Source organism: Staphylococcus equorum (genome assembly GCF_029024965.1).
In the GTDB taxonomy this organism is placed as follows: domain Bacteria; phylum Bacillota; class Bacilli; order Staphylococcales; family Staphylococcaceae; genus Staphylococcus; species Staphylococcus equorum.
Genome location: NZ_CP118982.1, coordinates 1,773,903 through 1,799,891, shown reverse-complemented (window position 1 = coordinate 1,799,891; position 25,989 = coordinate 1,773,903). Strand labels below are relative to the sequence as shown.

Genomic DNA, 25,989 nt, shown 5'->3' with positions numbered 1-25,989 from the left:
GTCGTGGTTATTTTTAATTATTCATAAATTTGCTATGATATAATTAATGAATTTATAGGAGGAAGAGTATGAGTAGGAAAACAGAACGTATTCTAGCTTGGATAGCAAATAGTCTTAGTTTAATTTTCTTAATATTTTCGATAATTGTATATGCGTTCATCAACGTGCCAGAATTTAAAGAAGTGTTTAATGAAATGAACCAACAACAAGGTGTAGAAATGTCGCCAGAAGCATTTAAAGCTTCTATCATATTCCAAGGTGTCTTTACACTTATTTCAACGATTTTAGCTTTTATTGCAGTATTTACGATTAAAGGCAATCGCATACTCGCAGGATGTTTATTTATCGTTTCTGCTATTATTGGTATGTTTGGTGGCAACTTTATTGCGATGATTTTATGGTTTATTGTTGGTATTATGCTATTTGTTAAAAAAGACGACAATAATCAAGCTAATCACATCAATCAGATGCCAAATTATAATATTTATAATAACGAAAAAGAAAAACAAAAGCCCCAGCAGCAAGATATGGATCCTGAGGCAGAAATGAAACGAAAAAAAGATGATGACCCGTATATTTACTAAATGTATCTGACAATCATTTATAAAGATAAATTGGTAAAAATAGAAAAGCACGTTACTTAAATTTATTTTAAGTAACGTGCTTTTTAGATATATCAGATGAATTATTTATAGAATTTGAGTAATTGTTCGAAGGTTTCTTCGAGGAAGTTTAAAAAGACTTTATCGCTTTGTAATTGTTCAGCATTTGGTGACAATGTACGAGCTACAAAGAACTCACCTTTTTTAACTTCTTTAACACGATTGAGCGCTTTTGTTAGGTCTTCATCTGACATTTCATGGATGTAAAATTTTTCTTGGCTCATATGATCAGGACTAATGCTATAGTCATTTGGTAAATTTTTAAGTGTTTCAAATTGGTCCTCGAAAGCTTTTATTTGTTGTGCTTTGTCTTTTGTTTCATGCATGATACCATACATGACAAATAATTGATTTTCAAACAGACCTATTTGAAAATGAGGTTGCATTTTATAACCGCGTTTATTTGTAGCGAATGCGACCCATGTATCTTTTGGTGGGTTAACTTTTCGACGTGCATGTTTAGCTACGTGTGGATAAAATTTTTCACCGGTTACTGTTTCTAAATATTGTGCGAAATAATCACCTAATTCATTAAGTTGTGGTCGGATACGTTCATTTAACGCTTCCATTCTTGCATCAAGACCATCAACTGTGAATGCTTTGAAATCTTTAGGTTTAAATATGTATTTAGTCATTGGGGCCTCCTGTAAACATTATTTACGTTTGTATTGTAGCATAATATAATTGGTTTAACATTGTCTTTGCCCATTTTGCGCACCTTAAAACATAACTTTATGGTGCACGTGTAGAAAAGACTAAATAGGGTATACATGTAAGAAATCATAAAATATACAAAATATATTTTTATACATATTATTATTAGAAATTAGAAAAGTTAAGTATTAACTTTTTAAGTATTAATTACTGTATAATGAGAAGTCCATAAGGAGCTGATACAATGACTGTTTACGAGTTTGCTAAAGGTCTCATATTAGAGGCAGGGAATAATGTAAAAAAAATAATGAAAGAAGATATAGAGATAGAAACAAAATCAAATCCTAATGATTTAGTGACTAATGTAGATAAAGCTACAGAAAACTATATTTTTGAAAATATTTTAAAAACATATCCTAACCACCATGTCATTGGTGAAGAGGGGCATGGTCATGACCTTAACAACGTGACGGGGGTTGTGTGGGTAGTTGATCCAATTGATGGCACATTGAATTTTGTTCATCAAAAAGAAAATTTTGCAATTTCTATCGGTATTTATAATGATGGGCAGCCATATGCAGGATTTGTATATGATGTGATGAACGATGCACTATATCACGCTAAGGTTGGAGAAGGAGCATTCGAGAATGAAAATCGACTTCCTGAAATAAAATCGACAACTTTAAGTACAAGTATTATTGGCATTAATCCTAATTGGCTAACCAAGCCTCGTTTAGGAGAATTATTTAAACCTATAGTAGAAGAATCCAGGAGTGCCAGAGCTTATGGATCAGCTGCTTTAGAAATTATTCATGTCGCAACCGGAAAATTAGCTGGATATATTACACCTCGATTACAACCCTGGGATTTTGCTGGTGGTCACATCATCTTAAATGAAGTAGGTGGAAAAGGTACAGATTTAATGGGAGACGCACTATCAATTTATGAACCTAGTTCTATTGTAATGGCGAATAAACAATTACACGCTGAACTCATTGAACAACATTTTCAAAAAAATAATGAAATCATTGGATTATTGCAACAACGTTTAAAAAATAAATAATAAAAGATTATTTTAGAAGAAAAAACAGCCTATGAAAAGCGCCTCAATCCTATTTTTTAGAATTGAGACGCTTTTATAGATTGTATATAAAATTTGACTCGATTATAGCCAATCGTTTTCGCGATATTTCTTTTTTAAAGTGAAACCGTAACCAAATGTTGCAATGAATAATATAAGTGTTAAAATCATCAATGGAACATTTGTTGCAGCTAAACTAAAGCTAAATAAAAGCAAGAATACTACAGCTACTACAGCAAGTACCCAGAATATTGCTTTCGATTTTTTTTGTTGCATACTACCACACCTTTATAGTTTTCTTTAACCAATTATATGATATAATAAAAAAGTTGCAAAGAAAAGTGGGAATTTACTCGAGAAAGGAATTTGTATAAATGACTAATAGAAGAGAAGACGTTCGTAATATAGCTATCATCGCTCACGTTGACCATGGTAAAACAACACTAGTAGATGAGTTATTAAAACAATCAGGAATATTCCGTGAAAATGAACAAGTAGACGAAAGAGCAATGGATTCTAATGATATTGAGAGAGAACGTGGTATCACAATCCTTGCTAAAAATACAGCAGTTAACTATAAAGACAATCGAATTAATATTTTAGATACACCAGGACATGCTGACTTCGGTGGCGAAGTTGAGCGTATCATGAAAATGGTTGATGGTGTTGTACTTGTAGTAGATGCTTATGAGGGAACGATGCCACAAACACGTTTCGTATTGAAAAAAGCATTAGAGCAAAACTTAAAACCAGTTGTAGTTGTAAATAAAATTGATAAACCAGAAGCACGTGCTGAAGGTGTAGTAGATGAAGTATTAGACCTATTTATCGAGTTAGAAGCTTCTGACGAACAATTAGATTTCCCAGTCGTTTACGCATCAGCTGTAAATGGTACTGCAAGTTTAGATGCAGAAAAACAAGATGAAAATATGCAATCTTTATACGAAACAATTATCGATTATGTACCAGCACCAGTTGATAATAGAGAAGAGCCGCTACAATTCCAAATTGCACTATTAGACTATAGTGACTATTTAGGACGTATTGGTGTAGGACGTGTGTTCCGAGGAACAATGCGTGTAGGAGACAGTGTATCTTTAATTAAATTAGATGGTACTGTTAAAAACTTCCGTGTAACAAAAATCTTTGGTTTCTTCGGATTAAAACGTGAAGAAGTTAACGAAGCATATGCTGGTGATTTAATTGCCGTATCGGGTATGGAAGATATTAACGTTGGTGAAACAGTAACGCCAAGTGATCACCAAGATGCGTTACCTGTATTAAGAATTGATGAACCAACACTTGAAATGACATTTAGAGTTAACAATTCACCATTTGCAGGTCGTGAAGGCGATTATGTAACATCTCGTCAAATTCAAGAACGTCTTGATCAACAATTAGAAACAGACGTTTCATTAAAAGTTACACCAACTGAGTCACCAGATAAATGGGTTGTTGCAGGTCGTGGAGAATTACATTTATCAATCTTAATAGAAAACATGAGACGTGAAGGCTTTGAATTACAAGTATCTAAACCTCAAGTTATTTTAAAAGAGATTGATGGTGTGAAATGTGAACCGTTTGAACGTGTACAATGTGAAGTACCACAAGAATATACAGGTCCTGTAATCGAGTCATTAGGCCAACGTAAAGGTGAAATGCTTGATATGGTTACAACAGATAATGGCTTAACTCGTATTATCTTTATGGTTCCTGCTCGTGGTTTAATTGGTTATACTACAGAATTTATGTCTCAAACTCGTGGTTACGGTATCATTAACCATACATTTGACGAATTTAGACCACGTGTTAAAGGTCGTATCGGTGGCAGAAGAAATGGTGCACTTGTATCTCTTGATCAAGGTAAAGCTAGTGCTTATGCAATTATGGGCTTAGAAGACCGTGGTACAAACTTCATGGAACCTGGTACTGAAGTATATGAAGGTATGGTTGTTGGTGAACATAACCGTGATAATGACTTAACAGTTAATGTTACGAAAGAAAAGAACCAAACAAACGTACGTTCTGCTAATAAAGACCAAACTGTAAGTATGAAACGCCCAAGAATTTTAACATTAGAAGAAGCATTACAATTTATCAATGACGATGAACTTGTAGAAGTTACACCAGAAAATATTCGTATTAGAAAAACAGTGCTAGAAAAATCAGCACGTGAAAAAGAATCTAAACGTATCAAACAATTGATGCAAGAAGATGATTAATTAAAAAAGATTTGATATGAGAACCAAACTAGTTAATATTATCTAGTTTGGTTCTTTTATTTTAAAATTGTCATTTAAAATAATGTGGTTAATAAAATTAAAAGTATATTGCTATTAACATTATATGTACTTGATGATTTATAACATATAAAAATAGCTAAGCATTTAACAATTTGAGCTGCATTTTAGTTACGGCTCGTAATTATTGAACAATTAGCTATTATAATTATAAAGTTTGTTTATTAAATTATTGTGTAATAAAATTTTGTGTTAGAGATGATTGTAAGTTGTTACTTGATTGCGCTGTTTAGGTGTATCAAGTCTACTTTTACACTCATCACACATAAATGTGTGCATCGGATCATTTCTAAGTCTTTTCGCTTCTAATGTATTTTGATCGATAAATACTTCTGTATCACAAATAATACATTGAACTTTTTTCATACTTAGATCACCTCAATATGAGTAACGTATGCAAATTGGTAAGAATAACCTTCATTTGGAATGTAAACAAAGCTATCTACACTATAGTCATCATATAATCTTTTACCATCTTTAGCGAATTGGAAAAAGAGGTAAGGTAATAAATCAATCGGAACCTCAATGGCATCATTCTCATTATATAAACGGATGATCTTTGCAGAATCATGTGGTTCAGCATTCTTGAAAAAAGGTGTCATATTGATAACAAATGATTGTTCCAATACTGCACGTCTTTTATATTTAATTTCAGAATTTAATGTTGGCGGATTAGTTTGGCCTTCCAAAATTGCACGATTCCATTCACGGTTATCGTCAAAATTGATTGGTTTTGTACCGTCGAATACACCTTTTTCTAAATCTTCAATTTGTACTTTTCTATCATCAAAAATCCAAGTTGTACTATCTAATGATATTGGAAATTTAACTGCGCCCTTAATTTGAATCATAGTCCCACTCCTATTTGTATATCTTATCTATCTTTATAACAAAAATATGTAAAAATGAACTTTTTGTGAATGTTTCTCACTTGTTAGTGAACACTTCTATACTCATTGTACATTAAAAACTGTGTTGAAATAAAACGTTTTCACAACGGATGTCAGTAGTCTGACGATTCTGTAAAAAATATATTTGAGATAAAGATTTCTTTAATATCAATATTATCACAAATAACACGGTTTAGTATATTAAGGAATTCACTTGCTTTTTATGAATCAGTAAGATACACTTCTACATATAAAGTTACAATTGATAGGGGGAGTATGTCTTGGTAAAAAATCAAAAAATGAACAATGCGGCATATGACCAGTTGAATAAAGATGCTGATAGGATTCTCCAACTTATAAAAGTACAAATGGATAATCTGACGTTACCTCAATGCCCGTTATATGAAGAAGTACTCGATACACAAATGTTTGGATTGCAAAAAGAAGTAGATTTTGCTGTTCAACTTGGTTTAGTCGATATAGAAGTGGGCAAAGATTTAATGCTACGATTAGAAAAAGAACTTTCTAAATTGCATGACGCATTTACTAATGTTTAATATGGTTAAATAAATAGATTTTTTGGCTGGAAAGATTTTAACCAGCTTTGAAAATACACACAACTTGAATAAGTAGTATCTTCAAAACTACATAACATATTTCAGAGTGGCTGGGACATCAATATATTGTTGATTGCATCGCAGCCATTTTCTTTTGCTCAAAATAGACAAATGACGAAATTAATGGTTAAAATAATGGTATTTAGTGTTATATTTGTTCGAAATATCATAGTGATGTTTGATATAATGTTAAAAGTGTAATTTATTTTTTATGAAACAGACCCAATATCTTAAGACGATTTACAACAATAAATATCGTTTTAATGTTACGAATTTGAGCTAGTAATGATAAATGATATTAATAATTAGAATTGGATGATATGTCAAATGAATAACATAAAACAATTTTTTCGATATATTGGTAGAAATGCCAAGTATATTGATTATCCGTTAGTAATTACATATATTTTATTATGTCTTATAGGCTTAGTAATGGTATATAGTGCAAGTATGGTTGCAGCTACAAAAGGTTCATTGACAGGTGGCGTTCCAGTGACTGGGACTTACTTTTATACAAGACAATTAATGTATGTAATCATGAGTTTAATTCTTGTCTTTTTCATGGCCTTCTTTATGAATGTCAAATTCCTTGAATCCATCAAATTTCAGAAATGGATGATGATGATAATGGTTGCTTTACTTGTAGCAACTTTACTTGTAGGAAGTAATATTAATGGTTCGAAAAGTTGGCTCAATTTAGGGTTTATGAATCTACAAGCTTCGGAACTATTGAAAATTGCAATAATTGTATATATACCTTATATGATAGAAAAGAAACGACCAAAAGTTTTTAAAAATCCTAAACTATTAACATCACCAATTATTTTGGCTTCATTTTGTATAGCACTTGTGCTTCTACAAAGAGATGTAGGCCAAACACTATTAATTTTAATAATCTTCTTTTCAATCATATTTTATGCAGGCATTGGTGTTCAAAAATCACTTAAATATGGTTTGATGATTTTATTCGGTGTAGTTATTATAGGTGGGTTGTTCCTGCTGTTAGGATTAGTTCCAGATTACTTGACTGCGCGTTTTAGTACATTAACTAATCCATTTAGTAATGAAGAAGGTACTGGGTATCATATTTCTAACTCCTTGATTGCAATCGGAAATGGCGGATTGTTTGGACGAGGGTTAGGTAATAGTATTATGAAATTAGGATACTTACCAGAGCCACATACTGATTTTATATTTTCAATTATTGCTGAAGAGTTAGGTTTGATAGGCTGCGTCGTGGTTATAGGCTTATTATTCTTTATAGTTTACAGAGCATTTGAACTTGCAAATAAAACCAATTCTTACTTTTACAAGTTGGTCTGTGTAGGTATTGCAAGCTATATCGGCAGTCAAACGTTTGTTAACTTAGGTGGCATTTCAGGTACAATACCATTAACAGGTGTACCATTACCATTCATAAGCTTTGGTGGTTCTTCAATGATAAGTTTAAGTATCGCCATGGGTCTATTGCTAATTACAGCGAAACAAATTAAAATCGAAGAATTAAGAAAGAAAAAAGCAAATAAAATTAACGATAATGTAGGAATTTCTAGAAGATCATAAGTTACTTAATTATGGTAGTTATGATATAAATATGTAATTTGTAAAAGCAAACGTTACAACAGTAAAATGTTGAAAACGTTTGCTTATTTTTATAATCAGACATCTTAATTTTGAAAAACTTAGTGTTTTTAAAGTTAATGATAATAAAAAGTTATCAATTTTAATAATTTTTTATTATACTTAAGCTATGATATAATTCCATAGAAATGCGAGTATACTACAGTGTTTAGAGACTATCACATACAGATAAAATTTTATCATTCAGTGATCATAATTCAACAGTTTAAGAAGTGTTTCTAGAATAAACGAACAAACTTTATTTGTATACATTGTTCGCATTTTGCTATAATGGTTTCTATATCAAACTTTTTAGAAAATTCAAATTTTAAGGGGGACCATGTTGTGAAAAAAATAAATAAACTTATGGTAGCCAATCGTGGAGAAATAGCAATAAGGATTTTTAGAGCAGCAACTGAGTTAAATGTACAAACAGTTGCGATTTATTCAAATGAAGATAAAGGGTCTTTACATAGATATAAAGCAGATGAATCATACTTAGTAGGCGAAGATTTAGGTCCTGCAGAATCATATTTAGATATTGAACGCATTTTAGAAGTGGCGAAACGTGCCGATGTAGATGCAATTCATCCTGGTTATGGTTTTTTAAGTGAAAATGAAACATTTGCACGCAGATGTCAGGAAGAAGGCATCAAATTTATTGGACCACGTGTAGAGCATTTAGATATGTTTGGGGACAAAGTTAAAGCAAGATCAACAGCAATTAAAGCAGATTTAAGAGTTATCCCAGGTACTGATGGACCAATTGATAATCAAGAAGATGCTATAGCTTTTGCAAATGAAGCGGGCTATCCACTTATGATTAAAGCTACAAGCGGTGGCGGTGGTAAAGGCATGCGTATCGTCTATGCAGAAGATGAATTAGAGGACGCATTCCACCGTGCTAAGTCTGAAGCTGAAAAATCATTTGGTAATAGTGAAGTATATATTGAAAAATATATCGATAATCCAAAACATATAGAAGTTCAAATTATCGGTGATGAACATGGGAATATCGTTCACTTATATGAACGTGATTGCTCAGTACAACGACGTCATCAAAAGGTAGTAGAAGTAGCACCTTCTGTTGCTTTGTCTGATGATTTAAGAGAACGTATTTCTGATGCTGCAATCCAACTCATGGAAAATATAAAATACGTTAACGCTGGTACTGTAGAATTTTTAGTATCAGGAGATGATTTCTATTTCATAGAAGTGAACCCACGTGTACAAGTTGAACATACAATTACTGAAATGATAACAGGCGTGGATATTGTAAAAACACAAATACTTGTAGCAGACGGTGAAGTATTATTTGACGATGAAATAAACATGCCAAAACAAGAAGATATTCGAACGTTAGGATACGCTATACAATGTCGTATTACTACTGAAGATCCTACAAATGATTTCATGCCTGATTCGGGTAGAATCATAGCTTATCGTTCAAGTGGTGGCTTTGGTGTTAGATTAGACGCTGGTGATGGTTTCCAAGGTGCAGAAATTTCACCTTATTATGATTCATTACTTGTGAAACTATCTACTCATGCGATGTCATTTAAACAAGCAAATGAAAAAATGGATCGTTCGTTACAAGAAATGAGAATACGTGGTGTTAAAACCAATGTGCCATTCTTGATTAATGTGATGAGACATGAACAATTTAAAACCGGCGATTATACAACAAAATTCATCGAGAAAACGCCAGAGCTTTTTGATATAGCACCAACACTTGATCGTGGTACGAAAACACTAGAATATATAGGTAATGTTTCAATTAACGGTTTCCCGAATGTTGAAAAACGACCAAAACCGATTTATGAAGCATCTCCAATTCCAAAGATTGCTAAAAAAGAGGTTGAACAATTAGAAGGTACTAAGCAACTTTTAGACGCACAAGGCCCTAAAGCAGTTGCAGATTGGTTAAAACAACAAGAAGATGTATTAATAACAGACACAACATTTAGAGATGCACATCAATCATTACTTGCTACTCGTGTACGTACGAAAGATATGATGAACATCGCTTCTAAAACTGCAGATGTAATGAAAGATAGTTTTTCATTAGAAATGTGGGGTGGTGCAACATTTGATGTCGCATTTAACTTCTTAAAAGAAAACCCGTGGGAAAGATTAGAAAGATTAAGAAAAGCTGTTCCAAATGTACTATTCCAAATGTTACTACGTGCTTCTAATGCAGTCGGTTATAAAAATTACCCTGACAACGTAATTAAAAAGTTTGTCAAAGAGAGTGCAGATGCTGGAATTGATGTATTCCGTATATTTGATTCATTAAACTGGGTAGATCAAATGAAAGTAGCAAACGAAGCAGTACAAGAAGCAGGTAAAATTTCAGAAGGCGCAATTTGTTATACAGGCGATATTTTGAATCCGAATCGTTCTGACCTGTACACAATAGAATATTATGTGAATATGGCGAAAGAACTTGAAAGAGAAGGCTTCCATATTTTAGCGATTAAAGATATGGCGGGCTTATTGAAACCTAAAGCTGCGAACGAGTTAATTGGAGAATTAAAAGCTGCAGTAGATTTACCTATCCATCTGCATACGCATGATACAAGTGGTAATGGCATACTTGTATACAAACAAGCGATAGATGCTGGTGTAGATGTCATTGATACTGCTGTAGCGTCAATGAGTGGCCTAACAAGTCAACCAAGTTCTAATTCGTTATACTATGCATTAAATGGTTTTGGTAGAAATGTACGAGCGGATATTGATGGTATGGAAGAATTATCTCATTATTGGGGTACAGTGCGTCAGTATTACAGTGATTTTGAAAGTGATATTAAATCACCTAATACTGAAATTTACCAACACGAAATGCCAGGGGGACAATATTCAAACCTAAGTCAACAAGCTAAAAGTTTAGGTCTAGGCAATAGATTTAATGAAGTAAAAGAAATGTACAAACGTGTTAATTTCTTATTTGGCGATATTGTAAAAGTAACACCTTCTTCTAAAGTGGTAGGTGATATGGCTTTATACATGGTGCAAAATGATTTAGATGAGCAAACTATCATTGATGATGGCTATAAATTAGACTTCCCGGAATCTGTTGTATCATTCTTTAAAGGAGAAATTGGCCAACCAGTAAGTGGATTTAATAAACAATTGCAAAAAGTCATCCTAAAAGGTCAAACAGCTTTAACAGATAGACCAGGTGAATATTTAGAACCTGTAGATTTTGAAGCTGTAAGAAAAGAATTAGAAGAGAAACAAGAAAGAGAAGTTACAGAACAAGATATAATCAGTTATGTGTTATATCCTAAAGTTTATGAACAGTTTATCTCAACGCGAGAACAATTCGGTAATGTGTCATTATTAGATACGCCAACATTCTTCTTCGGTATGAGATCTAACGAGACTGTAGAAATCGAAATTGATACAGGTAAGAGACTCATTATTACACTTAAGACAATTACAGAACCTGATGAAAAAGGTATTCGCACAATTTTCTATGATATGAATGGTCAAGCACGTCGTATCTTCATTCAAGATGAAAACGTCAAGGCAAGTGAAAGTGTGAAACCTAAAGCAGATAAATTAAATCCAAATCATATCGGCGCTCAAATGCCAGGTTCAGTTACTGAAGTCAAAATTTCAGAAGGTGAATCTGTTACGAGTGGTCAAGCTTTATTAATTACAGAAGCAATGAAAATGGAAACTACAATCCAATCACCATTTGATGGTGTGGTTAAGAAGGTTACAGTTCAAAGTGGAGAAGCAATCCAAACAGGTGACTTATTAATTGAAATTGAGAAAGAGCCAGTAGATTAAATTTTTTATTCTACAATCAAACAGCCGTCAGATTTCTTAAAGGGAATTTGACGGCTGTTTTATATGTCAAAAACTTTAATAGAAAAGGGTAGTTCTAAGAGTCAACAAAGTCTCTGGAATTTTTTTATGTGTTGTCCACTTTCCGCGGGACACTCTCAGTCTGTAGTCTTCAACTAGTGCTTCCTCAACAACTTAGGAGTCCGCTCAAAGCATTGTCATTTTTAATAATTAATTAGTTGAATTATTAAAAATGCAACGCAAATAACTATGAATATATAACCCACTTAATGAAAATAGCTTTAATGAATATTATCAATAAAAAACCAAATGCTTTTTTAGCATTTGGTTTATCTACGTACTTATATTGTTTATGAACCAATAAAATCTAATTTATCCGCCACTTCGAATTGTTCGAAGCATTAGTACTATAAAGTAAGCTATTAAGCCAAACAATATAGTAATAAATAGCGCATGTAACAAAGCAATGAATAAATTAACATTTGTCATCATAGATAAAGCACCTGTAATAACTTGTAAAACTACTAAGACAAAGGCAGATGTATAACCAAAACGTATTGTACGATTATGGCTATAATTTTTTACTGCATGAATAAATGTTAATAATATCCAAATGAAAGCAATTAAAGCCATACCTCTATGGGTAAAGTTTACCCAGTCTTGTACATTATGCGGTATGATATCGTCAAATGGCAGTGGCCATTTACCATATGCTAAGCTGGCTTCTTTGTGTCTTACTAGTGCTCCCGTGTATATAGTTAAATATACAACAATTGCCATAATCCATGTATAAATTCTTAATGGTTTTCTGATAAATAGTTCATCAGCTTCATATTTTCGATCAATTTCAAAAATAATTAAAGTTAAGACAAACACTGATGAGAATGAAATCAATGAAATACCAAAGTGTAAAGCTAACGTATAAGAATTTTGTTGCCACATTACTGCTGCTGCACCAACAAGCGCTTGGATGACTAAGAATCCAACACTTATAATACTTAAAGGTTTTACTTCTTTAATATAACCAATATGTTTCCAAGCAACTATCGCTAACCATAAGACAACAAGCATGGATATGCCTGAAACTGCACGGTGACTTAATTCAATCAACGTTTGAATTGGTAAATTTTGAGGTAAAAATGCACCATGACATAATGGCCAGTCAGAGCCACATCCATCTGCTGAACCAGTCTTGGTAACTAAGGCACCACCCAATTGAACAAAAGCCATAATGAGTGTTGCTAAAACAGATAACCATTTTAGGTTTTTTTTGCTAAACAAGAATTAACCCCCCACTTATATGTAAAATTCTTGAGACATTAAATTACATTCAGTTGTACCATTATTTGTTGTAATTATTGTAATTATTAATCTCGAAAAAACATACTTATAAAATTTAAATAAATCTTAACTAACATTATAACAAGAAATATAGATTAAATTGTGTCACAAAAATGACTATTTGTGAAAGTCGCTAAAGTGTCACAAATAACTTTACATAAATGTAGTCAATAACACAAATTTAATATATCATTGTATTATATGAAAAAAATAGGAGGGAAATTATGAACAAAGAACAAACTTTGTCACATAATTCTAGTCGTGTAACTTTTAAAGAGTTACAGCAAATCATCAAAACAGGACTTGTACAAGGAAACTTACTGCCTGCATTTGCTGGTTCATGGCTTGCAATTGTGTTGGCGAATCATTCCTTCCTCTCGTCAATACCACAAATCTTAATGATGTTGGTGGGCTCTACGTTAATTATGGGGGGCGCATGTGCTTTAAATAATTACTATGATCAAGATATTGACAGTATCATGCCAAGTAAACAACAGAGACCAACAGTTAATGAGAGAATCTCAGACAGAAATCTATTGATTCTCAGTTTTGGAATGATGCTTATAGGGGAGGCATTTCTATTTGCGTTAAACATACCTTCGGGAGTAATTGGCTTGATAGGAATCGTTGGGTATGTTTCGTTTTATTCTATTTGGTCTAAACGTCATACGGTTTGGAATACAGTAATTGGTAGTTTTCCAGGTGCAGTGCCACCATTAATTGGTTGGACTGCAATAGAAGGAAACCTCAGTTTGGTAGCAGTAGCACTATTCTTAGTAGTATTCTGTTGGCAACCGGTTCATTTTTATGCGTTAGCAATTAAGCGTAAAGATGAATATTCATTAGCAAATATTCCAATGCTACCATCCGTTAAAGGGTTTAGTCGTACGAGAGTAAGCATGTTAATATGGCTTGTTTTCTTATTACCACTACCATTTTTACTTAGCACTTTAGGCACAACGTTTATTGTAATCGCAACATTGTTGAATTTAGGTTGGGTGTACATGTGGTTAACAAGCTTTAAGAAAGATTTAGATGAAACGAAATGGGCAACAAAAATGTTTATTTATTCATTGAATTATTTAGTAGTATTCTTTGTGCTCGTTGTCGTCGTGTCATTAATTCAAATGTTCTAATAATTAATAATGAGGATGTATTATATGAATTTACCAATTTTACCTACTTTAAGTACAAGTTTTATTATTATTAGTGCGATCTTAGTTGCAATAGGTTGGCGCAAAATTTGGAAGAGAGAAATTGAAAGTCATAAAAAAGTAATGCTAAGCGCAGCGTTTTTTGCACTCGCATTCTTTATCATTTATGCTTCAAGAACGATTTTCGTTGGTAATACTGCTTTCGGCGGTCCAGATTCAGTGAAAATTTATTACACAATATTCTTAGTATTCCATATCAATTTAGCAACAATTGGTGCAATTTTAGGTGTATCACAAATCATCACGGCCTTTAAAGAGAAATTTAAAGTGCATAGATTTGTCGGCCCGATTGCATCGATTATATGGTTCTTTACTGCAATTACTGGTGTAGCAGTTTATGCTTTACTCTATGTAATTTATCCTGGCGGAGAGACTACATCGCTAATTAAAGCAACGTTTGGATTGTAACTAATATTTTTGACTTACTGTTAGTCATTTTACGGAAAGATTATCGGCATATAATAAAAATGGTAAGCAATCAAATTTTGATTGCTTACCATTTTTTAATTACAGCGATATCGTTAATAAACAACAATACCAAAGGTTCAATCTAGTTACCTAAATATCTTAGTAAATGTTTGGCAGTTACAGAAGCTTTAATGTCTAATAACCCTTTTGGTTTTCCTTCATATAGCAATTGACCACCTTGTCCACCAGCATAAGGGCCTATATCAATGATCCAGTCTGCATGAGTCATCATGGTTAAGTTATGTTCTATTACTACTACTGTGTTGTTGTCATCAATGAGTTGATTAAAACAGTCTAATAAGATAGGTATGTCATCTTCATGCAATCCTGTTGTAGGTTCATCGAAGACAAAAGTTTGGTGATTTACAGTACGTGTTAAATATTTACTTAGTTTCACACGTTGAATTTCGCCGCCTGATAATGTATTTAATGTTTGACCTAATGTCATATAATTAAGTCCCGTGGATTTTAAAGCATTTAAAGGTGTTGAAATATTGTGTTTTGAATGGAAGAATTCGATTGCTTCATCTACAGTTAGCGCAAGAATATCTGCGATTGAATAACCAGCTATTTTTGCATCAAGAACTTCTGGTTTATATCTTAAGCCGTCACAAACATCACATGTTTGAGTAAAATCTGGCATAAATGCAAGCTCAGTTTTTAAAATTCCTTTACCATGACACTCTGGACAGGCGCCTTCTGAATTATAACTAAACATAGATTTTTTTAATCCAGTTTCTTCACTGAAATAGCTTCGTACTTCATCAAATATATTTAAATAAGTGAGTAAGTTAGAACGACTTGATGCATGTACAGGTTTTTGATCAATAAAAATAGTGTCTTGTAACTGACCTAATCCTTCATGAATTAATGAACTTTTGCCGGAACCTGCGACACCAGTCACTACAGTCATAGCTTGTTTAGGTATTTTAGTTGAAACATTTTTTAAATTATTACGAGAAATATTAGAAAGTTTAATATAATCTTGGATTTCTCTAGGTTGTGATTTAAGATTATGCATTCTTCGTAAAGCAACGCCTGTACTCGTAGTTGATTTTAATAAAGTATTGTAAGACCCGGTAAATGTAATTTCTCCACCGTTTTTTCCAGCAAGTGGACCTAAATCTACAACGTGATCAGCAATACGTATAACATCAGGGTCATGTTCAACGACCAACACAGTATTTCCTTTGTCTTTTAAAGATTGTATGATTTCATTTATACGTTGTATATCATCAGGATGCAAACCAACACTAGGCTCATCTATAATGTAAACTAGATCGCTTAGAGGGCTATTAAGGTGTCTTATTAATTTAATACGTTGTGATTCACCACCAGAAAGCGTGGTAGTTTCTCTAGATAAAGTTAAGTAATTAAGCCCGATATAACTTAAAGATTGTAATTGTTGCTGTAGCGGTTCAATGATGACGCGGGCTTTATCTGAGTGAATGTTTTTAATGAAATCTAATGCATCATCTATGGATAATTGAGTGAAATCTGAGATGTCAAAACCATTAATTTTACATTTTAAAATATCTGGATGTAATCTTTTTCCATGACATTTCGGACATTCTTTTGAAGTTACGACACGATCTATGGCATCTCTAAATTTATTTTTTTCAAAATTATCATTGAGTAAAAAAGAACGTCTAAACCGATGAATTAAACCTTCGAATTTGGCTGTTTTAGGCCAATTATCAGGTGGGTTTTTCAGTTTAGTAGGCTTTGTATATAGCAATGTATTAAGTTCTTCTTGTGTATAATCTTTTAATTTTTTATCGTTATCAAATAACCCTGTATATAAATAACGCTTTCCTCTCCAACTATCCGGTCTAAAAGAGGGGAATCGTATCGCATCTTCATTTAATGATTTATTGAAATCTAACAGCTCATTTAAGTCTATATCTTCCACATAGCCTAGACCTGAGCATGTATCGCACATCCCTTTAGGATTGTTAAATGAGAATATGTCAGAGTAACCCACAAAAGGTTCTCCGATTCGAGACCATAATAATCTCACTGAAGCATATATATCAGATATTGTACCTACTGTAGAACGCGAATTACCACCCAATCGTTTTTGGTTGATAATCATAGCAACTGGTAGGTGTTCAATCAAATCTACTTTTGGTTTTGAATATTGAGTTAATTGATGTTGTATATATGTAGAATATGTTTCATTTAAAAGACGTTCTGACTCGGCAGCAATGGTATTAAATACTAATGAAGATTTTCCTGAACCTGAGCGACCAGTAAAAACCGTTATTTGATGCTTGGGTATATCGACAGAAACATCTTTCAAATTATTTTGTTTTGCACCGTGAATACGAATTGTTGTCATGACTTTCACCTCTCAATTATCACTATACCCAAAAAAAGGTGATGTATCACTTGTATCGCTGAATCGTAAAAATGTGTATTTTAAATGACCTGTGCTAATCTTAACAAAGAATTTACAACGTCATACCTTGCTTGTGACATAATGAAACATGTACAATAAATGAAAGTAATATATAGGTGGGTGAGCGATGAAAAAACTAATAATTAAAATTATTGGTGTATTATTATTAATTTGTTTTTTAATTTATCTATTTTACTCACCGCGTTTAAAGTTTGACGTACTCGAAAATCCTAATAAAGATTCAACTAAAACGACTCAAAATAAGGATGCTCAAAAAACTGAGACAAACGCTGAAAACCCTAAACCTGAAAAGGGCGTAAGTACGTGGGTTGGTCAAAGCTTAGATGAATTAACTGATAAATATGGTCAAGCTGATCGAGTTTATCCATATAAAAATAATTTTAAAAATTATGTATTTAAGCAAAAAGATAAATATTATTTGATTACTACTAAAAAAGGGATTGTTAAGTCTGTTTATGCGACAGGTAAAGATGCTAATGTAAATCCTATAAAGATACAGGATGATGCGTCACACGTTTTTGAAAAATATAGTATCAATCCAGAACCAATGATTTCTGTAAATGGTAAGCAATATCAATTAGAATTATCTGATTCAGATATGAAAACACAAGCATTAATTAAATTCAAAGATATCTATGCTCAAGTTTACATAGATCAGCAATCTAATGAGGTAGTCGCGGTTAGATATTTAGATAGTGAAGCTTTGGCAGCATTTAAACCGTATCAAATGTTATCTACCAAAGAAGATAAAGAAGTTAAAAGTAAATATAGTAATATTACTTATGAGCAAAACTCAAATCAGCTGACTACACTTTATGAAATTACAAATGAAATGAGAAAGTTAAAGGATGCTGAGCCATTGAAGGTTAATAATCAATTGACGCATATTGCCTCATTTAACTTGTATGAAGCAATTGGTACTGATAGTGTTGAATTTACTGAAGATGCTTTAAAACAACAGTTAAATGAGCAAGAAGTGCCATTTGTATCTGCTAGTCAAAATGTAGGCTATGATTTTAACGAAGTTCCAACTTTAATACATAGTTGGCTCAACTCAGATATTCATAGATCTAGGATGTTAAACTCTAAATATAATGAAATGGGTGGCGAAGTAACGAATGGTTACTACACAATTATTTTTGTTGAAGATAAATAGAAAGGAGATTTGTAACGATGATTACTGAAGAAACATTAACAGTGCTTGATGAAATTGAAGCACTTAGTGATAAAATACTTGAATCAAGATTATATAAAGAATATAAAGAGGCTGAACAACAATTAGCGGATAATGATGAGGCACACTTACTATACCAAGCATTTTTGAAATCAAAAGATAAATATGATGAAATTATGCGTTTTGGTAAATACCACCCTGATTACCAAACAGTGATGTTGGACACACGTAAACGTAAACGTGCGTATGAAATGTTGCCAGTTGTAATGGATTTTAAACAAAAAGAAGTTTTACTACAGGATTTAATAGATGAAGTGATTGTTAAAATTGCATACGCTGTTTCTGAAAATGTAAAAATTGAAACAGGCAATCCATTTTTCCAAAAAGATGCAAGTGGTTGTGCTACAGGTGGATCATGTAGCTGTTCACTTTAAGCTGAATTTTAAGAGTTATCAATAAGAAATATTGAAAAAAGCTGGGACGCCTCATTGAGGTTTCCCAGCTTTATTCTGAAGCATGCGTTGCTAGTGATAAGTATGTTTAAAGCGTTCTGCTAAATCGGGTCTATCAGTAACAAGGGTATGCGCACCATTAAAAATCAAATCATTCATTAAGTCGAGATTATTCACACCATAATAACCTGGAATGATATCACGTGTGTTTAGCCATTGAATGAATCTTGGTGAAGTTAGTTTAATACCTTTGAATGAAACAGGCATTTGGAAAGTGTGCGCACGTGGTTGAAAGCTATTGCCTAGTCCTAAATAGAACTTTAAGAAACCTTCTGCAACTTCACTTTGACCTGCGCCAATGGCTACTGTACCATTACTTATTATATTAAAACGTTCAATTTGTTTACTATGGAAACTTGTTACTAATACGCGATCTTGAGCATTATTAGCAACAATATCCTCAAATATAATTTCTGGTACAAGATGGCCATGTTCACTTTCAGGGTCATCTTTTAAATCAACATTAATCAATTGATTTGGATATAATTTAAGTAATTCATCAAAAGATAAAATATAAGCATCTTTGTGGCCTCTATAAGGTTTATGACCGTTTATATCTACAAAATGATATCCTGAATCTAACTGTTTTATCTCTGCTAAAGTATGTTCGGATACTTTACCTGATCCGTTAGTCGTACGATCCACGTCTACATCATGGAAAACGATGAGTTTTCGATCTTTTGTAAGTCTCACATCTGTTTCAAATCCATCAATACCATGTGCTGCTGCATTATCAAAAGCAAGTTTAGTTTGCTCTGGTCTTACAGCCATGCCACCACGATGGGCAAATATATATGGTGCAGGTTTAGAAAAGAAAGATGGTATACTTTGATTATTCGGTTTAGCTTTATATTTAGTAAGTAAAAATACACTACCGACTAAACCAAGTGTACTTAAAAATCCGCCCTTAATTAATTTATTGATTTTTGTCACGAGCAATCCTCCTCAGTTTTGAGTATATAAAGTAATATAGCAAATGTTTGTGATACATCAAAATAATTGTTATTTCTAAAAATAAAAAGACATGATATTATATAAAGGCTAATAATTGGAGTGAAAAATATGAACACTATAGCTAGAACAAGTTTGATAATTTATTTAAAACATATGAAACACGAAAGACAAGTAAGAAAGTTTGGCCATATTGTAAGTGTAAATAGACAACAACGCTATGTTGTAATGTATATAAATGAAGAAGAAGCGGATCAAATTGTTGAAAAATTAATGAAGCTCAAATATGTAAAGGATATTGAAGGCTCACCTTATAAATATTTAAAAAAGGTTTATGAAAAAGAACAGCATGAAATATCTTGATTTTTTGTATCTGATTAAAAGAAATGTAGCTAAAGAGTTAATAGGAATGAGTTAAAAAGCCACAATAGTACAGTGATTGTCTACAGTGGCTTATTTTATTCAATTATTGCAATGGTGGAATCCATCTCTGTAGTCTTAAAACACTGATTAAGTAGTTAAAATATAAATCGATGTCGTGGAAGGTTTCACTAGGTTGTACATCTACCTCTTTGATATCTATATTATATAGTTTTGCTTGCTCATTGATCATTTCAAACTTTTTATTGGAATTAGGATAGGGGTAATTTAAAGCATTAACCATGATATACATAGCTTGGAAGTGATTTTCACTTGTAGGATGCATAACGATTGCTACTGAAGAAGGTTTTTTCTCGAAAGTAGCAGCGTGGAAATAAACAATATGGTCGATACGTTTGAAATTATATTCTATTAAAGTGTTAAATTCGAATAAGTCTGTGAGGCCTTCGCCTAATTTTATAAATGATTGTTTCATTATTGTATCCTCCTTATCATGCAGTATGCATTATATAAAATTTGATTTAAGAATGGAAGTGTTAATAATATGAGAGTGATTTCAGGAATACATAAAAGTAAAGCGCTAGAGAGCATAGAAGGGCGCAATACCAGACCTACAATGGATAAAGTGAAAGAGGGCATTTTTAATAGTCTTCATGAAGTTTCAGGAATAGGCTTAGATTTATATGCAGGTAGCGGGTCTTTAGGTATCGAAGCTTTGTCTCGTGGTATTGATAAAATGATTTTTGTAGATCAAAATTTTAAAGCCGTTAAAGTGATTAAAGCAAATTTAAAGAGTTTGAATATAGAATCGCAAACTGAAGTATATAAAAACAATGCAGACCGTGCGTTGAAAGCACTTTCGAAACGAGATATTCAATTTGATGTAATCTTTTTGGACCCCCCATATGAAAAAGGACTAATAGATGAAGCGTTGAAAGAAATCGCAAAGTTTAATTTATTAAAAGAAAGTGGTATTATCGTTTGTGAGTTCAATCATCACGAAAAAATTAATACTGATCCTTTCCATGTGATAAAGCGTTATCATTATGGACTGACAGACACTTTGTTATTAGAAAAAGGAGATTAAAATGTCTACAACTAAAGCAGTTATTCCCGGAAGTTTTGATCCAATTACCTATGGGCATATAGATATTATAGATAGAAGTGCTGATCGCTTTGATGAGCTTCACATTTGTGTCTTGAAAAACAGTAGTAAAGCAGGAACATTTTCAATTGAAGAACGCATAGAATTGATTAAAGAATCAGTGAAACATTTGGATAACGTTACAGTACATCATTTTAATGGTTTACTTGTTGATTTTTGTGACGATATTGGTGCGCAGACAATAATCAGAGGTTTGAGAGCTGTAAGTGACTTTGAATATGAATTGAGACTGACTTCAATGAATAAAAAGCTAAATAGTGATGTAGAAACAATGTATATGATGACTAGTACAAATTACTCGTTTATTAGTTCAAGTGTTGTTAAAGAAGTTGCTGCATATAAGGCGAATGTTTCAGATTTTGTTCCAGTACATGTGGAAAAAGCATTGAATAAAAAATTTAGAAAATAACTATAAAGAACCAAATGCTAAATAACAAATTGGAAAATGGCTCTAGACTTTGTATGAAATCGCTGAACTGTAGCTATTCAAGTAGGCAACTGGATAATTAAAAATGGCTGACTTCATACTTTTAGGTATGCGGTCAGCCATTTTTAATTTATGATTATTACACTTTTTAAACACGTATCACAGGTGTATTGAAGTCGGTAGCGGTATTATTAGAAAGAAAATTATAAATTTGAGTAGCGTGTATTTCGTTCGTAAAATAATGCGCGTTTTGTTTGTTGACTTGTGTTATATAATTACGCTCTGGAAAAGTGTTCTTTAAATATTTTAAATACTGTTGTCCTTTTTGTGTCATGCCCAATACTCTAACTGCTTCAATTGTTGAAGGTTTATCTTGTTGTTTGAAATTCAGTAAAATGTTCATAAGTAAACGTTGGATATGCGTATATGTATAACGCTTTGACTTAATTAATTTCATTAAATGTTCAAAAGAAGTAGCTTCATTGATTAAATGCACTAAACGATGTTCTAATCCTTCACTCATTAAGTGGATTTGTTTTAAAGTTTGCACATCTTGGCTTAAAATTGCGTATTTGATATAAGTGAAGGTATCTTCAATTGAAACTTGGGGCGCTTCATAAAGTGTTTGAGCCGATTCAGGAACAACTTTTTTCCATTGGTCATCACCTGTTTGAATTGATTTACGAATCGAAGTACCACTTGCAAAAGCAAAGTTTGAAATCAAATCATCATGATGAGCGCTTTGTTCTCGAGTTATCGTCCAGGGTTGGATGGTTGGTGCCCATTTTTGAATCGCACGCACATATGATATCCCTAAAGTGTTATTAGGTGACGAAAGTAATGAATGGTCAGAGATAAGTTCACTAATGATTCGTGGATAGCTTTTACCTTCTTTAGATTTTTCTGAAAATTGTGGTGAATCTTCTACTTTATTCATTTCTTGTGCAAGTGATAAAAATGCATTTATATCACCAGATTCACTTCCGAATGATAAATGATTAACATTTAAATAATCTGCGACTTGAACTGCAGTCTCTGCAAAATATTGTCCTGCAGAAATTGCAGAGTAGGCAGGTAATTCAATAACTAGGTCGACAGCGGTTAACGCCATTTGTGTTCGCGTAAATTTATTATAAATTGCTGGTTGGCCTCTCATTACAAAGTTTCCACTCATAATTGCGACAGAAACTTCAGCTTCAGTAATTGACTTTGATTTCTGTGCATGGTATAAGTGACCATTGTGGAAAGGATTATATTCTGTGACTAGTGCAACGCTTTTCATTTGCAATTCTTCCTTTCAGAATTCATTATATATATTGTAACAGATGTAAATGTGTTAAGAAAAAATCTTGACAACTTATGTCTATAAAGTTAAAATAAATTTTGTGCTTGTTAGAGGTGAAGCCCTATGAAATGGTCAATAACACAATTAAGAAAATTCCAAGATAAACCATTTGAATTCCATCAAACGGTTAATTTTGATCATTTAGTAAAATCATTAGATTTAATAGATCTATCTGATATTGATGTTGAAGGTGAATTAACCGTCAGATCAAATGAAGTCATTGCAGATATGCATATAACTGGAACGTATACGATGCCGTGTGCACGTACTTTAGTTCCTGTAGAAACTCCTATAGATATTAAATCTCAAGAGATTTTTGATTTAGAAGGATATGATGAATATAGTAATGGCGAAGATAAAGATGAACATTACCATGATGCAACAAACGGTATGATAAATCTAAAAGATATTACTGAAGAACTAGTTATCATTGGAAAACCAATGCGTGTTTTTTCAAACGAAAGCGATCAGATGTTAAGTGAAGGCAATGGTTGGGAAGTTATTGACGAAGAAGAAGCGGTTGAGCTTGCAAAAGATAAGGAAGAATCTGAATCTAAGCAAATTGATCCTAGGCTTCAAAAACTACAACAATTATATGACGAAGAGTAATAGCGGATTTTAATAATCTATAGTATAATGGATTATTGAATCTGAAAATTTCTATTTAGTGTTTGAATATAAGGAGGATATATCATGGCAGTACCAAAAAGAAGAACGTCAAAAACAAGAAAAAATAAACGTCGTACGCATTTCAAAATTTCAGTACCTGGTATGACAGAGTGCCCAAGTTGTGGAGAATATAAATTATCTCACCGCGTGTGTAAGAACTGTGGTTCATACAATGGCGAAGACGTTGTATCAAAATAATTTCATTTAATTAAATGGCTTAATAATAGCCTATACTAATCGTTCACTAATTATTCACTTGATAATTTTTGAGCGATTTTTTATGTTAGTGATAGGTAGTATTTATATTCAGCTGATAGGTTGTGTAAAATTATGGAAACAATTAATGCACAAATAATTATAAATAAAATAGAAAATAGTGATGCCATTTGGCTTTATGAGCATTTTAGTGATTATTTTCAAGAAATTTCTTCTTATAAAGAATTTAAGAAGTTATTAAGTGCGTATAACAGTATTAGAGGAACAAACAGGTTGTATAAGCATTTACATATAAATCGTCAAGATGAGTATATTTGGTTTGATACTAATATGGAATCAGGTGTAAGTGTTATCTTAAATAAATATCAAGAAATTATTGGAATGGCACTAATACCGATTAAGCAATCACATTCAATTAAATTCTCGAAATGTAGTTATACAATCCCTTTACAAGAAGATTGGCTAGTTCATACTGGTGGCGCAAATGAGTTGTTAAATCATCACTATAGATATAAAAATCAACGTAATGCTTTTGATTTTGTAAAAGTAATAGAAGGTTTTACATATAATGGTGACCCCACAGAGTGCGAGAATTATTTTAGTTATAATGCACCTATTTTAGCTCCGGCAAACGGGGTAGTAGAAGAAGTTGTAGATGGGATTCCTGATTGCACACCTGGAGAATATAATACAATGCATCCCGAAGGTAATTACATAGTTATTAAGCACGGTCGTAATGAATATAGTATGATAGCACATATCAAACCGTATTCGTTCAAAATTGAGAAAGGTGATACATTATTACGTGGACAACATATCGCAAATGTAGGTAATTCAGGAAATGCTTCTGAGCCACATGTACACTTTCAAGTGATGAATCATAAAGATATACAAACCACTCAAACTTTGAAAATTAAATTTCTCAATAACGCTTCACCAGTTAAAGGTGATATAGTAACATATACAGGAGATAATATTTTAGTGGAAAGTGAAAGCCAGTTTTCTACATTTTTTAAAAATATTAGTACCAATATTAAGCATAAATTTAAGAGTTAAAAATACTAAAATAAAGAGGCTATGCTATGGAAATGATTACTTCGGCTCAAAATAGTAAAGTTAAAAATGCAATTAAATTAAAAAAGAAACGTGAAAGAGATAAGACAGGACGCGCACTTATCGAGGGTTATCATTTAATTGAAGAAGCTTATAAAAGCAATTTAAAAATTGAACAATTGTATGTCGTAGATATTGAAAGACTTGATGATGGTATGATTAATTATGCTGAAGAAGTATTTGAAATTAATTTAAAAGTTGCTGAAGCATTATCAGGTACAGTTACACCACAAGGCTTCTTTGCGGTGATTGAAAAACCTGTTCATGAAACAGCGAAAGCACAACAAGTGCTACTTATAGACTGTATCCAAGATCCAGGTAATTTAGGAACATTAATTCGTACCGCAGATGCTGCCGGATTAGATTTAATTGTGCTTGAAAAAGGTACAGCAGACCCTTATCAAGATAAAGTTATGCGTGCGAGTCAAGGCAGCGTCTTTCATATTCCAATTGTGTCACAAGATTTAAGTGAATTTATTGATGGATTTGAAGGGGGAGTGTATGGTACTGCATTGGATGATGCAGTAGCCTATAATCAAATACAAAGTCAAGAAAAGTTCGCGTTACTTTTAGGTAATGAAGGTGAAGGTGTAAACCCTGAATTATTGAGTAAAACGTCTCAAAATTTAACAATACCTATCTATGGCAAGGCAGAAAGTTTAAATGTAGCAATAGCTGGTAGTATCGTGATGTATCACTTGAAAGGTTGACCCTTTAATCAATTATCGTATATAATATAGTTAATGATATTTCAAAATAAATATTAACCTTTAAAAAGACGTAGACTATTTTCATACAGTTGCTTAAGGGAGATTATCCGAAGACTGCAAGATAATCCACTGTATTTAGTTTTTTTCACCTTTTTGGTTACTTAAAGAAATTTAAGTCGGATCTCATTTCCGTTATCAATGACAGCAAGTGTATGCTTAGGCATAAATTTGGGTGGTA

At 32.5% G+C, this 25,989-nt stretch carries 26 protein-coding genes; 17 read left to right on the top strand and 9 right to left on the bottom strand.

Annotated features, from left to right (window positions below):
- Nucleotides 1-68: 68 nt before the first annotated feature.
- A complete protein-coding gene (locus PYW44_RS08670) occupies nucleotides 69-584 on the top strand; it encodes a DUF4064 domain-containing protein (RefSeq protein ID WP_021338660.1) in 516 nt (171 codons plus the stop codon).
- 101 nt (nucleotides 585-685) lie between these two features.
- Here PYW44_RS08670 and PYW44_RS08665 read toward each other — a convergent pair whose 3' ends face one another.
- Complete coding sequence (locus tag PYW44_RS08665; RefSeq protein WP_021338661.1) at nucleotides 686-1,297, bottom strand: YktB family protein; 612 nt, start codon at nucleotides 1,295-1,297, stop codon at nucleotides 686-688.
- A 263-nt stretch (nucleotides 1,298-1,560) separates the two neighbouring features.
- On the opposite strand from PYW44_RS08665, the gene PYW44_RS08660 reads away from it, so the two are divergent.
- Nucleotides 1,561-2,379, top strand: a complete 819-nt coding sequence (locus tag PYW44_RS08660) for an inositol monophosphatase family protein (protein WP_021338662.1) — start codon at nucleotides 1,561-1,563, stop codon at nucleotides 2,377-2,379.
- Between the two features lie 102 nt (nucleotides 2,380-2,481).
- On the opposite strand, the gene PYW44_RS08655 is transcribed toward PYW44_RS08660, so the two are convergent.
- Nucleotides 2,482-2,673: a DUF5325 family protein gene (locus tag PYW44_RS08655; RefSeq protein ID WP_002507991.1), complete on the bottom strand. Its 192-nt coding sequence runs from the start codon at nucleotides 2,671-2,673 to the stop codon at nucleotides 2,482-2,484.
- A 98-nt stretch (nucleotides 2,674-2,771) separates the two neighbouring features.
- Between PYW44_RS08655 and typA the strand changes: the two genes are divergently transcribed.
- Nucleotides 2,772-4,619, top strand: a complete 1,848-nt coding sequence (typA, locus tag PYW44_RS08650; protein WP_021338663.1) for a translational GTPase TypA — start codon at nucleotides 2,772-2,774, stop codon at nucleotides 4,617-4,619.
- 270 nt (nucleotides 4,620-4,889) lie between these two features.
- Here typA and PYW44_RS08645 read toward each other — a convergent pair whose 3' ends face one another.
- Complete coding sequence (locus tag PYW44_RS08645; protein WP_002507989.1) at nucleotides 4,890-5,063, bottom strand: DUF2197 domain-containing protein; 174 nt, start codon at nucleotides 5,061-5,063, stop codon at nucleotides 4,890-4,892.
- A 2-nt stretch (nucleotides 5,064-5,065) separates the two neighbouring features.
- Nucleotides 5,066-5,548 (bottom strand): hypothetical protein, encoded by a 483-nt coding sequence (locus tag PYW44_RS08640; RefSeq protein WP_002512269.1) that lies wholly within the window; start codon nucleotides 5,546-5,548, stop codon nucleotides 5,066-5,068.
- Nucleotides 5,549-5,886: 338 nt separating this feature from the next.
- Between PYW44_RS08640 and PYW44_RS08635 the strand changes: the two genes are divergently transcribed.
- The 3 genes from PYW44_RS08635 to PYW44_RS08625 all read left to right on the top strand — a co-directional run bounded on the left by PYW44_RS08635 (nucleotide 5,887) and on the right by PYW44_RS08625 (nucleotide 11,625).
- Nucleotides 5,887-6,144, top strand: coding sequence for an Fpa/YlaN family protein (locus PYW44_RS08635; protein WP_031265880.1), 258 nt, complete (start codon nucleotides 5,887-5,889; stop codon nucleotides 6,142-6,144).
- A 387-nt stretch (nucleotides 6,145-6,531) separates the two neighbouring features.
- Entirely contained in the window at nucleotides 6,532-7,767 is a 1,236-nt protein-coding gene (gene ftsW / locus PYW44_RS08630) for a cell division peptidoglycan polymerase FtsW (RefSeq protein ID WP_021338664.1), read from the top strand.
- 402 nt (nucleotides 7,768-8,169) lie between these two features.
- Nucleotides 8,170-11,625, top strand: coding sequence for a pyruvate carboxylase (locus PYW44_RS08625; protein WP_021338665.1), 3,456 nt, complete (start codon nucleotides 8,170-8,172; stop codon nucleotides 11,623-11,625).
- 390 nt (nucleotides 11,626-12,015) lie between these two features.
- On the opposite strand, the gene PYW44_RS08620 is transcribed toward PYW44_RS08625, so the two are convergent.
- Nucleotides 12,016-12,924 carry a COX15/CtaA family protein gene (locus PYW44_RS08620; protein ID WP_002507984.1) on the bottom strand — a complete coding sequence of 303 codons (909 nt, stop codon included), beginning with the start codon at nucleotides 12,922-12,924 and terminating at the stop codon, nucleotides 12,016-12,018.
- 284 nt (nucleotides 12,925-13,208) lie between these two features.
- Here PYW44_RS08620 and cyoE point away from each other — a divergent pair, with 284 nt between their 5' ends.
- Nucleotides 13,209-14,120 carry a heme o synthase gene (gene cyoE / locus PYW44_RS08615; RefSeq protein ID WP_021338666.1) on the top strand — a complete coding sequence of 304 codons (912 nt, stop codon included), beginning with the start codon at nucleotides 13,209-13,211 and terminating at the stop codon, nucleotides 14,118-14,120.
- A gap of 24 nt (nucleotides 14,121-14,144) precedes the next feature.
- Nucleotides 14,145-14,606, top strand: a complete 462-nt coding sequence (locus tag PYW44_RS08610; protein ID WP_002507982.1) for a DUF420 domain-containing protein — start codon at nucleotides 14,145-14,147, stop codon at nucleotides 14,604-14,606.
- Between the two features lie 142 nt (nucleotides 14,607-14,748).
- Here the strand turns inward: PYW44_RS08610 and PYW44_RS08605 are convergent, their stop codons facing one another.
- Nucleotides 14,749-17,007, bottom strand: a complete 2,259-nt coding sequence (locus PYW44_RS08605) for an ATP-binding cassette domain-containing protein (protein ID WP_021338667.1) — start codon at nucleotides 17,005-17,007, stop codon at nucleotides 14,749-14,751.
- A 187-nt stretch (nucleotides 17,008-17,194) separates the two neighbouring features.
- On the opposite strand from PYW44_RS08605, the gene PYW44_RS08600 reads away from it, so the two are divergent.
- Nucleotides 17,195-18,244 carry a CAP-associated domain-containing protein gene (locus tag PYW44_RS08600; RefSeq protein WP_002507980.1) on the top strand — a complete coding sequence of 350 codons (1,050 nt, stop codon included), beginning with the start codon at nucleotides 17,195-17,197 and terminating at the stop codon, nucleotides 18,242-18,244.
- A gap of 17 nt (nucleotides 18,245-18,261) precedes the next feature.
- Nucleotides 18,262-18,696 carry a YlbF/YmcA family competence regulator gene (locus tag PYW44_RS08595; RefSeq protein ID WP_002507979.1) on the top strand — a complete coding sequence of 145 codons (435 nt, stop codon included), beginning with the start codon at nucleotides 18,262-18,264 and terminating at the stop codon, nucleotides 18,694-18,696.
- Between the two features lie 90 nt (nucleotides 18,697-18,786).
- On the opposite strand, the gene PYW44_RS08590 is transcribed toward PYW44_RS08595, so the two are convergent.
- Entirely contained in the window at nucleotides 18,787-19,707 is a 921-nt protein-coding gene (locus PYW44_RS08590; protein WP_021338668.1) for a lysophosphatidylglycerol phospholipase D, read from the bottom strand.
- Nucleotides 19,708-19,836: 129 nt separating this feature from the next.
- On the opposite strand from PYW44_RS08590, the gene PYW44_RS08585 reads away from it, so the two are divergent.
- The gene (locus tag PYW44_RS08585) at nucleotides 19,837-20,088 is read left to right on the top strand and encodes a YlbG family protein (protein WP_002507977.1); all 252 of its coding nucleotides are present in this window, start codon (nucleotides 19,837-19,839) and stop codon (nucleotides 20,086-20,088) included.
- A 103-nt stretch (nucleotides 20,089-20,191) separates the two neighbouring features.
- Here PYW44_RS08585 and PYW44_RS08580 read toward each other — a convergent pair whose 3' ends face one another.
- Nucleotides 20,192-20,581 (bottom strand): DUF7147 family protein, encoded by a 390-nt coding sequence (locus tag PYW44_RS08580; protein WP_002507976.1) that lies wholly within the window; start codon nucleotides 20,579-20,581, stop codon nucleotides 20,192-20,194.
- Nucleotides 20,582-20,650: 69 nt separating this feature from the next.
- Here PYW44_RS08580 and rsmD point away from each other — a divergent pair, with 69 nt between their 5' ends.
- Nucleotides 20,651-21,193, top strand: a complete 543-nt coding sequence (rsmD, locus tag PYW44_RS08575; protein WP_002512273.1) for a 16S rRNA (guanine(966)-N(2))-methyltransferase RsmD — start codon at nucleotides 20,651-20,653, stop codon at nucleotides 21,191-21,193.
- Between the two features lies 1 nt (nucleotide 21,194).
- A complete protein-coding gene (coaD, locus tag PYW44_RS08570; RefSeq protein ID WP_002507974.1) occupies nucleotides 21,195-21,680 on the top strand; it encodes a pantetheine-phosphate adenylyltransferase in 486 nt (161 codons plus the stop codon).
- 166 nt (nucleotides 21,681-21,846) lie between these two features.
- Here coaD and PYW44_RS08565 read toward each other — a convergent pair whose 3' ends face one another.
- A complete protein-coding gene (locus PYW44_RS08565) occupies nucleotides 21,847-22,980 on the bottom strand; it encodes a nucleotidyltransferase (RefSeq protein ID WP_021338669.1) in 1,134 nt (377 codons plus the stop codon).
- 126 nt (nucleotides 22,981-23,106) lie between these two features.
- Here PYW44_RS08565 and PYW44_RS08560 point away from each other — a divergent pair, with 126 nt between their 5' ends.
- From PYW44_RS08560 to PYW44_RS08545, 4 genes are all read left to right on the top strand, one after another.
- On the top strand, nucleotides 23,107-23,652 hold the full coding sequence (locus PYW44_RS08560) for a YceD family protein (protein WP_002507972.1): 546 nt from the start codon (nucleotides 23,107-23,109) through the stop codon (nucleotides 23,650-23,652).
- Between the two features lie 84 nt (nucleotides 23,653-23,736).
- Nucleotides 23,737-23,910: a 50S ribosomal protein L32 gene (rpmF, locus tag PYW44_RS08555; protein ID WP_002507971.1), complete on the top strand. Its 174-nt coding sequence runs from the start codon at nucleotides 23,737-23,739 to the stop codon at nucleotides 23,908-23,910.
- A gap of 132 nt (nucleotides 23,911-24,042) precedes the next feature.
- Nucleotides 24,043-24,984, top strand: a complete 942-nt coding sequence (locus PYW44_RS08550; protein ID WP_021338670.1) for a M23 family metallopeptidase — start codon at nucleotides 24,043-24,045, stop codon at nucleotides 24,982-24,984.
- Between the two features lie 26 nt (nucleotides 24,985-25,010).
- Entirely contained in the window at nucleotides 25,011-25,751 is a 741-nt protein-coding gene (locus tag PYW44_RS08545; protein WP_021338671.1) for a TrmH family RNA methyltransferase, read from the top strand.
- The last annotated feature ends 238 nt before the right edge of the window (nucleotides 25,752-25,989 follow it).

Bases quoted from the DNA above. Each gene is read 5' to 3' on its own strand.
- PYW44_RS08670 (WP_021338660.1), top strand. From the start codon at position 69: ATGAGTAGGAAAACAGAACGTATTCTAGCTTGGATAGCAAATAGTCTT.
- PYW44_RS08665 (WP_021338661.1), bottom strand. From the start codon at position 1,297: ATGACTAAATACATATTTAAACCTAAAGATTTCAAAGCATTCACAGTT.
- PYW44_RS08660 (WP_021338662.1), top strand. From the start codon at position 1,561: ATGACTGTTTACGAGTTTGCTAAAGGTCTCATATTAGAGGCAGGGAAT.
- PYW44_RS08655 (WP_002507991.1), bottom strand. From the start codon at position 2,673: ATGCAACAAAAAAAATCGAAAGCAATATTCTGGGTACTTGCTGTAGTA.
- typA (WP_021338663.1), top strand. From the start codon at position 2,772: ATGACTAATAGAAGAGAAGACGTTCGTAATATAGCTATCATCGCTCAC.
- PYW44_RS08645 (WP_002507989.1), bottom strand. From the start codon at position 5,063: ATGAAAAAAGTTCAATGTATTATTTGTGATACAGAAGTATTTATCGAT.
- PYW44_RS08640 (WP_002512269.1), bottom strand. From the start codon at position 5,548: ATGATTCAAATTAAGGGCGCAGTTAAATTTCCAATATCATTAGATAGT.
- PYW44_RS08635 (WP_031265880.1), top strand. From the start codon at position 5,887: ATGAACAATGCGGCATATGACCAGTTGAATAAAGATGCTGATAGGATT.
- ftsW (WP_021338664.1), top strand. From the start codon at position 6,532: ATGAATAACATAAAACAATTTTTTCGATATATTGGTAGAAATGCCAAG.
- cyoE (WP_021338666.1), top strand. From the start codon at position 13,209: ATGAACAAAGAACAAACTTTGTCACATAATTCTAGTCGTGTAACTTTT.
- PYW44_RS08610 (WP_002507982.1), top strand. From the start codon at position 14,145: ATGAATTTACCAATTTTACCTACTTTAAGTACAAGTTTTATTATTATT.
- PYW44_RS08605 (WP_021338667.1), bottom strand. From the start codon at position 17,007: ATGACAACAATTCGTATTCACGGTGCAAAACAAAATAATTTGAAAGAT.
- PYW44_RS08600 (WP_002507980.1), top strand. From the start codon at position 17,195: ATGAAAAAACTAATAATTAAAATTATTGGTGTATTATTATTAATTTGT.
- PYW44_RS08595 (WP_002507979.1), top strand. From the start codon at position 18,262: ATGATTACTGAAGAAACATTAACAGTGCTTGATGAAATTGAAGCACTT.
- PYW44_RS08585 (WP_002507977.1), top strand. From the start codon at position 19,837: ATGAACACTATAGCTAGAACAAGTTTGATAATTTATTTAAAACATATG.
- PYW44_RS08580 (WP_002507976.1), bottom strand. From the start codon at position 20,581: ATGAAACAATCATTTATAAAATTAGGCGAAGGCCTCACAGACTTATTC.
- rsmD (WP_002512273.1), top strand. From the start codon at position 20,651: ATGAGAGTGATTTCAGGAATACATAAAAGTAAAGCGCTAGAGAGCATA.
- coaD (WP_002507974.1), top strand. From the start codon at position 21,195: ATGTCTACAACTAAAGCAGTTATTCCCGGAAGTTTTGATCCAATTACC.
- PYW44_RS08565 (WP_021338669.1), bottom strand. From the start codon at position 22,980: ATGAAAAGCGTTGCACTAGTCACAGAATATAATCCTTTCCACAATGGT.
- PYW44_RS08560 (WP_002507972.1), top strand. From the start codon at position 23,107: ATGAAATGGTCAATAACACAATTAAGAAAATTCCAAGATAAACCATTT.
- rpmF (WP_002507971.1), top strand. From the start codon at position 23,737: ATGGCAGTACCAAAAAGAAGAACGTCAAAAACAAGAAAAAATAAACGT.
- PYW44_RS08550 (WP_021338670.1), top strand. From the start codon at position 24,043: ATGGAAACAATTAATGCACAAATAATTATAAATAAAATAGAAAATAGT.
- PYW44_RS08545 (WP_021338671.1), top strand. From the start codon at position 25,011: ATGGAAATGATTACTTCGGCTCAAAATAGTAAAGTTAAAAATGCAATT.